Origin of the sequence: Longimicrobium sp., from assembly GCF_036387355.1 — a bacterium.
Classification (GTDB): domain Bacteria; phylum Gemmatimonadota; class Gemmatimonadetes; order Longimicrobiales; family Longimicrobiaceae; genus Longimicrobium.
Map to the genome: position 1 here is coordinate 1 of NZ_DASVTX010000023.1, position 8,155 is coordinate 8,155.

The 8,155-nt window shown below is 68.5% G+C and carries 3 protein-coding genes and 2 pseudogenes; all 5 read left to right on the plus strand.

The window, feature by feature from the left end:
* Positions 1-423, plus strand: a pseudogene (locus VF665_RS01180) (DNA recombination/repair protein RecA); the annotation flags it as partial.
* Positions 424-781: 358 nt separating this feature from the next.
* Positions 782-2,704 carry a potassium transporter Kup gene (locus tag VF665_RS01185; protein WP_414677930.1) on the plus strand — a complete coding sequence of 641 codons (1,923 nt, stop codon included), beginning with the start codon at positions 782-784 and terminating at the stop codon, positions 2,702-2,704.
* Between the two features lie 59 nt (positions 2,705-2,763).
* Complete coding sequence (locus tag VF665_RS01190; RefSeq protein ID WP_331051568.1) at positions 2,764-4,656, plus strand: potassium transporter Kup; 1,893 nt, start codon at positions 2,764-2,766, stop codon at positions 4,654-4,656.
* Positions 4,657-4,933: 277 nt separating this feature from the next.
* Complete coding sequence (locus VF665_RS01195) at positions 4,934-7,630, plus strand: DUF5916 domain-containing protein (protein ID WP_331051569.1); 2,697 nt, start codon at positions 4,934-4,936, stop codon at positions 7,628-7,630.
* Positions 7,631-7,850: 220 nt separating this feature from the next.
* Positions 7,851-8,155, plus strand: a pseudogene (locus tag VF665_RS01200) (hypothetical protein); the annotation flags it as partial.

Sequence of the window (8,155 nt, forward strand, 5' to 3'; positions counted from 1 at the left end):
ATGTTCGGCTCGCCGGAGACGACTACCGGTGGACGCGCGCTCAAGTTCTACGCCTCGCTCCGCATGGACATCCGGCGCATCGGCTCCATCAAGGACAAGGAGGAGCTGGTCGGGAACAAGACCCGGGTGAAGGTGGTGAAGAACAAGGTGGCGCCGCCGTTCAAGCAGGCGGACTTCGACATCATGTTCAACGTGGGCATCGACCACTACGGCATCATCGTGGACCTCGCGGTGGAGCAGGACGTGATCAACAAGTCCGGCGCGTGGTTCTCGTACGGCGACGTGCGGCTGGGGCAGGGGCGCGAGAACGCCAAGGCCTTTCTGCAGGAGAACCCGCAGGTGGCGGCCGCCATCGAGGCGCAGGTCAAGGAGGTGCTGGGGATGAACGGCATCGCCGCCGCCGCCGTCGACAGCGACGACTGATCCAACGGCCCCCGGGCGCGAAAAGGCCCCTTCCACACGGAAGGGGCCTTTCGCGTTCCATCATCCCGGACCCGCCGGGTTCCTCGTCCCCGAGGACGGCGGACGGCGGACGGCGGATGCAGACGGCAGGCGGCAGGCGGCAGACGGCGGGCGCCGCGGGGCGGATGGCCAGCCGCGGATGGCGGCTGGCGCGAGGCCGGGAACTCGCAACTATCCGCGCGGCGCGCCGTATCGTTGACGCGCCCCGCCGCGACGCCGACCTTGTCGCGCGCCGGACGCGGGATGGAAGTCCGGCACCGCGGTTGCACACGCACCCGCGGGTTGCGCAGGGTGCCCGGCGGCGACCGCTTGGGCACCGCTGCACTTTTTGACCACGGAAACTGTCGTGAGCGCAAACGAACACGGACACGCCGAGCCGAAGGGGCGCTACCTGGCGCTGCTTTCGCTCTCCGCGCTGGGCGTTGTCTATGGCGATATCGGAACCAGCGTGCTGTACGCGGTCCGCGAATCCTTTCACCACACCCACGGCATCGAACCCACCCGCGACAACGTTCTGGGCGTCCTGTCCCTGATCTTCTGGGCCCTGCTGCTGGTGATCTCCATCAAGTACGCCATCTTCGTGCTGCGGGCCGACAACCGCGGCGAGGGCGGCATTCTGGCGCTGACCTCGCTGGTGACGCCCGTGGGCGCGCTGCGCAAGAACAGCCGCTGGGTGCTCATCATGCTGGGGCTGTTCGGCACGGCGCTGCTGTACGGGGACGGAATGATCACCCCGGTCATCTCCGTGCTGAGCGCGGTGGAGGGGCTGAAGGTGGCCACCCCGTTCTTTGAGCCGTACATCATCCCCATCACCATCGCCATTCTGATCGCGCTGTTCGCGGTGCAGAAGTACGGCACGGGAGGGGTGGGCCGAATCTTTGGCCCCGTGACGCTGCTCTGGTTCGTGCTGATCGCCGTGCTGGGGGTGGCGAACCTGGTGCGCGACTTCAGCGTGCTGTGGTCCATGAATCCGCTGTACGGGGCGCGTTTCTTTCTCCACAACGGGTGGAACGGCTTTCTGGTGCTGGGCTCCGTGTTCCTGGTGGTGACCGGCGGCGAAGCGCTGTACGCCGACATGGGGCACTTCGGGCGCAAGCCCATCCGGCTGGCGTGGTACTGGGTGGTGCTCCCCGCGCTGATGCTGAACTACTTCGGGCAGGGCGCACTGCTCATTCACAACCCCGCCGCGGTGGACAACCCCTTTTACCGCATGGTGCCGCAGTGGGCGCTGTACCCCGTGGTGGTGATCGCCACCATGGCGGCGGTGATCGCGTCCCAGGCGCTGATCACGGGGGCGTTCTCGCTCACCATGCAGGCGGTGCAGCTGGGCTACATGCCGCGCGTGCAGATCGAGCACACCTCGTCGCGCGAGCGGGGGCAGATCTACATCCCCGCCATCAACTGGGTGCTGATGGTGTCGTGCATCGGCCTGGTGCTGGGCTTTCGCGACAGCACGCACGTGGCGGCCGCGTACGGCGTGGCGGTGACCACGACGATGGTGGTGACGACGCTGCTGCTCTTTACCGTGGAGCGCGAAAAGTGGAAGTGGCCGCGGCTGGCGTCATGGTCGTTCACCGCGGTGTTTCTGACGATCGACTTCGCCTTCCTGGGCGCCAACATCATCAAGATCCCGCACGGCGGCTGGTTTCCCCTGGTGGTGGGCGCCATCATCTTCGGGCTGATGACCACGTGGAAGACGGGGCGCCGCATCCTGGCCGACCGCCTGGGCAGCAGCACGCTGCCAGTGGAGTTGTTCCTGTCGGACGTGGGCGCCAACCCGCCGCACCGGGTGCGCGGCACGGCCGTGTTCATGTACGGCAACCCCAACGGCACGCCTCCCGCACTGCTGCACAGCCTGAAGCACTACCAGGTGCTGCACCAGCACACGGTCTTTCTGGCCGTGGTCACGGAAGAGGTGCCGCACCTGCAGGACGGGGAGCGCGTGGCCGTGCAGGAACTTGGGCACGGATTCTACCGCATGACGCTGCGCTACGGCTTCATGGAGGAGCCCGACATTCCCGCGGCGCTGGCCGACGTGAAGGTGGACGGGCTGGACCTGAGCCCCGGCCGCACGACGTACTTTCTGGGGCGTGAAACGCTCATCCCCAGCAGCGATCCGGGGATGATGAAGTGGCGCGAGAAGCTGTTTGCGCTCATGTCGCGCAACGCGAGGCCGGCGACGGCGTTCTTTGGCCTGCCGCCCAACCGGGTGGTGGAGCTGGGGGCCCAGATCCGGCTGTAGCGCCCTGACGACCACGCGGCGGGACCGTCCCGCCGCCGCACCTTTCAGCCGTGGGCCGCGTGTCCGAGAACCAACATCAGGAGCCGACCGGGCGGTACTTCTACGTCCTGGCGCTCACCGCGCTGGGCGTGGTGTACGGCGACATCGGCACCAGTCCCATCTACGCCATCCGCGAGGCGCTGGGCCACCACTACGGCCTGTCGCCCTCGCGCGAGAACGTGCTGGGCGTGCTGTCGCTCATCTTCTGGGCGCTGGTCATCGTCATCAGCATCAAGTACCTGCTCTTTGTGATGCGGGCCGACAACCGCGGCGAGGGCGGGATGATCGCGCTCACGGCGCTGGTGGCGCCGCCGCGCCGCATGCGGGTGGGGAGCCGGCGGTGGACGCTGGTGCTGATCGGCCTGTTCGGCGCGTCGCTGCTGTACGGCGACAGCATGATCACCCCCGCCATCTCGGTGCTGAGCGCGGTGGAAGGCCTCAAGATCGCCACCCCGCTCTTTGAGCCCTACATCCTCCCCATCACCATCACCATCCTGGTGCTGCTCTTTGCCGTGCAGTCGCGGGGCACGGCGGGGATCGGGCGGGTGTTCGGGCCGGTGACGCTGCTCTGGTTCATCACGCTGGGCGCGCTGGGGCTCAACCAGGTGGTGCGGCGGCCGGAGGTGTTCCTGGCGCTCAACCCGATGCACGGCGCGGAGTTCTTCATCCGCAACGGCTGGCCCGGATTCCTTGTGCTGGGCTCCGTGTTCCTGGTGGTGACCGGCGGCGAGGCGCTGTACGCCGACATGGGCCACTTCGGCAAGAAGCCCATTCAGCTCACCTGGTTCGCCATCGTGCTTCCCTGCCTGTTCCTGAACTACTTCGGGCAGGGGGCGCTGATCATCGGCGATCCGAGGACGATCGAGCACCCCTTCTTTCTGATGGCGCCCAAGTGGGCGCTGTATCCGCTCGTGGGATTGACGACGCTGGCGACGGTGATCGCGTCGCAGGCGGTGATTTCGGGCGCGTTCTCGCTCACGCGGCAGGCGGTGCAGCTGGGGTACCTGCCGCGGCTGCGCATCGAGCACACCTCGGAGCGGCAGATCGGGCAGATCTACATTCCGTCCATCAACTGGCTGCTCATGCTGGCCTGCATCGGGCTGGTGCTGGGCTTCCGGACGAGCAGCAACCTTGCGGCGGCGTACGGCGTCGCGGTAACGACGGACATGGTGTTCACCACCATTCTGTTCGCCTTCGTGGCGCGCGACCGGTTCGGCTGGTCCATGCCCAGGGTGGCGGCGCTGGCGGCGGCGTTCCTGGTGGTGGACCTGGGGTTCTGGGGCGCCAACCTGGTCAAGATCCCGCACGGCGGCTGGTTTCCGCTGGTGATCGCGGCCGTCTTCTTTACGGCGTTCACCACGTGGAAGAAGGGGCGGCAGATTCTGGCGGACCGCATGCAGCACAACGTGCTCCCCATCGACCTGTTCATGGCCGACATCGAAAAGAGCACCTACGTGCGCGTGCCGGGAACGGCCGTCTACATGTACGGCAACGCCTCGGGCACGCCGCCCGCGCTGCTGCACAACCTGATGCACAACAAGGTGCTGCATCAGCGCGTGGTGCTGCTGACGGTGGAAACGGAAGAGATTCCCGTGGTGGACGAGGCGGACCGCGTGACCGTGTCGCCGCTGGGGAGCGGAATCTTTCGCGTGGGGCTGCGATACGGCTTCAAGGAGGACCCCGACATTCCGCAGGCGCTGGCGGGGGTGAACCGGCCGGACCTGCCGCTGAAGGCGATGGAAACCAGCTACTTTCTGGGCCGCGAAACGCTGATCGCCTCGCGCACGCCGGGGATGGCCATGTGGCGGGAGCGGGTGTTTTCGGTGATGTCGCGCAACGCGCGGCCGGCCACGGCGTACTTCGGCCTGCCGCCCAACCGGGTGGTGGAACTGGGGGCGCAGATCGAACTGTAGCCCGATCGAGAGCGGCGCGGCGCCGTGACCCCGTGTCACGGCGCCGCTTTTTCGTCGTTCTCGTGAGTGGCTGAAACCCGGAGCCCCCGCGCTCCGTTCACCCTCGAGTAAACCTTTTTCCCGGACGGAGCATCCAAGCATCATGCCCCGCGCTCCGGGCCGGTCCTCCATGCCGGAAAACCAGAACCCGGGCGGGCATCCTCCACAAGAATCCCCGCGCCCACGGGCGCGCCGGTGCCCGCACCCGATCCATCCCCTTTCGACTTACGGCCGTCCCATGCCCAACTGGCGTTTTTTCGCCTGCGTCGCCGCCGCGCTCACCGGCGCGAGCTCCGCGGCGGCGCAGCAGCAGCCGGCGCACTCCGCCGCGCCCACGCCGCAGATGCAGGCGGTGCGCGGCACCGAGCCCATTTCCATTGACGGCCGGCTGGACGAGGCGGTGTGGCGATCGGCGCAGCCCGCCACGGACTTTCGCCAGCAGGATCCGCACGAGGGGCAGCCCGCGTCGGAGCGCACGGAGGTGCGCATCGCGTACGACGACGAGGCGCTGTACATCGGCGCGCGGATGCACGATTCGCTGGGCGCGGCCGGGGTGCGCACCCGCCTGGGCCGCCGCGACGAGGGGCTGGAGGGCGACTACATCCAGCTGGTGTTCGACACCTACCACGACCACACCGGCCGCACGGTGCTGCAGGTGAACCCGTCCGGCGTAAAGTACGACGCGGGGCAGTCGTCCCCGTACGCGGACCCGTCGTGGGACCCGGTGTACACGGTGGCCACGCGGGTGGATTCGGCCGGGTGGACGGCGGAGTTCCGCGTCCCCTTCAGCCAGCTGCGCTACCCCTCCGTGGCCGAGCAGGTGTGGGGGATGCAGGTGTGGCGCTTCATTGAGCGCAAGAACGAGCAGGACATGTGGTCGTTCTGGGGCAAGGGCGAATCCGGCGGGCCCAGCCGCTTCGGCCACGTGTCGGGGCTGCGGGCGCCGCGCCACCGCCGCTCGGTGGAGCTGCTGCCGTACGTGCTGGCGCGCGGCTCGTTCGTGCAGCCGGTGCAGCCGGGGAGCCCCTTTGAGGACCGGCGCAGCGGCGACGTGCGCGTGGGCGGCGACGTAAAGGCGCTGCTCACCAGCACCCTCACGCTGGACGCCACCATCAACCCCGACTTCGGGCAGGTGGAGGTGGACCCCGCGGTGGTGAACCTGTCCCAGTACGAAACGTTTTTTTCCGAGAAGCGCCCGTTCTTCATCGAAGGGAGCGGGCTCTTCGACTTCGGCGAGTTCAACTGCCACTTCTGCAGCAACATCAGTTCGATGTCGCCCTTCTACTCGCGGCGCATCGGGCGGTCGCCGCAGGGCTTCGTGACGCAGGCGGCCGCTTTTACGCACTCGCCGGAAAGCAGCAACATCCTGGGCGCGGCCAAGGTCACCGGGCGCTTGGCGGGCGGGCTGCAGGTGGGGGTGATGGATGCCGTGACGCGCCGCGAGCGGGCGTTGGCCATTTCGCCGGAGGGCGACCGCTTTACGGAAGAGGTGGAGCCGGCGACCAACTACTTCGTGGGCCGCGTGCGGCAGAACATGCGCGGCGGCAACGTGACGGTGGGCGGGCTGGCCACGTCGGTGCTGCGCGGGTTCGACTCCGACGCGCTGCGCGGGTTTCTTCCCTCGCGCGCCGAGGCGGTGGGCGCCGACTGGAGCGTGTACTGGAAGGACCGGCGGTACGGGTGGATCGGCAACCTGGTGGTGAGTGAGGCGGGAGGCGACTCCGCCGCCATCATGCGGCTGCAGAACTCGCCCGCGCGCTACTTTCAGCGGCCGGACCGCGACGCGGGGGTCAACGGCGTGTTCAGCGACCGGCTGGACCCGCGCGCGCGCTCGCTGCGCGGCATTGGCGGGTACACGCGCGTGGCCAAGGACGCGGGCGACTGGCAGTGGGAAACGGCGCTGGACTTCCGCAGCCCGGGATTCGAGACCAACGACCTGGGCTACCTGCCGCGCGCGGACTACGTGTGGGGCAACGCCAACCTGATCCGCGTGTGGAACCGGCCCACCCGGCGCTACCGCGACATGGCCGCCATCATCGGCAGCCAGCAGCAGGTGAACTTTGACGGCGACCTGACCGGGCGCGACTTTCACGTCTACCTGGGCGGGCAGCTGGCCAACTACTGGCGCGTGAGCGGGTTCAGCATCGTGAACACGCAGTTCAGCGACGACCGGCTTACGCGCGGCGGGCCGGTGGTTCGCAACCCGGCGGACTTCCTGGTGGCGCTGAACGTGAGCACGGACCCGCGCCGCAAGGTGGTGCTGAGCACCAACCCGCGGTACATCACCGACGAGGACGGCGGATGGAACTGGAGCGCGGACCTGAGCGTGCGCGTAAAGCCCGTCAGTAACGTGCAGTTTTCCGTCGGCCCGGCGTACTCGTCCACGTACAACACGCAGCAGTACGTCGCCGGCTTCGCCGATGCGACGGCGGACCACTTCTTCGGGCAGCGCGCGGTGTTCTCGGACCTGCACCAGCGCACGCTGTCCATGAACACGCGCCTCAACTGGACGTTCAGCCCCACGCTGACGCTGGAGCTGTTCGCGCAGCCGTTCATTGCCACGGGCGAGTTTGACCGGTTCAAGGAGTTCACCGCCACGCGCACGCTGGACAAGCGCGAGTTCGACGCGGCGCAGATCACGCCGCTGGCGGAGGACGGCCGGGTGGTGGCGTACTCGCTAAACCCCGACCGCAACGCGGCCACGCCGGCCTTTGTGTTCGGCAACCCGGACTTCAACTTCCGCAGCCTGCGCGGCAACGCCGTGGTGCGCTGGGAGTACCGCCCGGGGAGCACGCTCTTCTTCGTGTGGCAGCAGCAGCGGGCGGGCGCCGAGGGCTACGGCGACTTCGCATTCCGGCGCGACGCGGACGCAGTGTTCCGCCAGCAGCCGGACAACGTGTTCGTCATCAAGGCGAGCTACTGGATCGGCCGTTAGGCGCGGAACGGCATGGACGCGCGGAGGCGGGCCGCAACTTTGGCCCGCCTCTTTCCGTACGGGGATCAACGCCGCCGGTTCGGCGGTATCACAGAACGCAGGCGCATGGTGCGCGGCACGACACAGGAGCGAGGTCCGGGTGTTTGAGTACGCGGGTGGACAACGGAAGCCTCAACGGCCGGGGCGCGTTCCGGCGGCGATCGCCGCGGGCGCGGCGCACGTGCTGCTGCTCGTCCTGTTCATCTGGATGAGCCGTTCCACGGCGCTGCTGGCCATTGCGCCGGCGGGCGACGGGCCTGCCCTGCAGTTTCCGGATGCGGGCGGCGGCGGCGGAGGCGGGGGAGGCGGCGGGGACGAAGTGGTGTCGTACATCGACATTGCGCCCCCCGCGCCGGCTCCCGTGCCCGAAACGCCGCCCGTGGTGGTGCCGGAGGACGAGGCGCTCATTCCGCCGCAGCCCACTCCCCCGCCCGTGCCCACTCCGCCCGTGGAGCAGCCCAGGGCGGAGGCGCGTCCCGCGGCGCC